This is a genomic window from Pseudomonas sp. SIMBA_067, assembly GCF_046534675.1.
Classification (GTDB): domain Bacteria; phylum Pseudomonadota; class Gammaproteobacteria; order Pseudomonadales; family Pseudomonadaceae; genus Aquipseudomonas; species Aquipseudomonas putida.
The window spans coordinates 1-262 of the sequence record NZ_JAWRYH010000659.1; the positions used below are offsets into that span (position 1 = coordinate 1).

The following is a 262-nucleotide window of genomic DNA, read 5'->3' on the forward strand; positions in this document are numbered from 1 at the left end:
GACAATGTCTGGTTTCCTCAAGTGGTTCGAGGTTCAATTGTAAACGAATTACGTGAGCGAGAAGGGATACAATTTAGCACGCAGTGGCGCCCAACTAGCCGAGTAGAAATTGGTTTTAACTATTTTGGATTTTCACTTGATAAAAATAGAACTGAGTCGGTGATTGATATACCTGAGTGGTCTTTAAATCCTGACTTTTTAACCGATGTAAGTTTGGATGAGTTGGGCACGATAGTTAATGGAATGCAATTTGATGCAGCTG

At 40.1% G+C, this 262-nt stretch carries 1 protein-coding gene; it reads left to right on the forward strand.

Annotated elements, in window-relative coordinates; all coding sequences use genetic code 11:
- Positions 1 to 262, forward strand: a 262-nt coding sequence (locus SB765_RS30755; RefSeq protein WP_410932637.1) for a hypothetical protein, incomplete at both ends; no start/stop codon positions are given.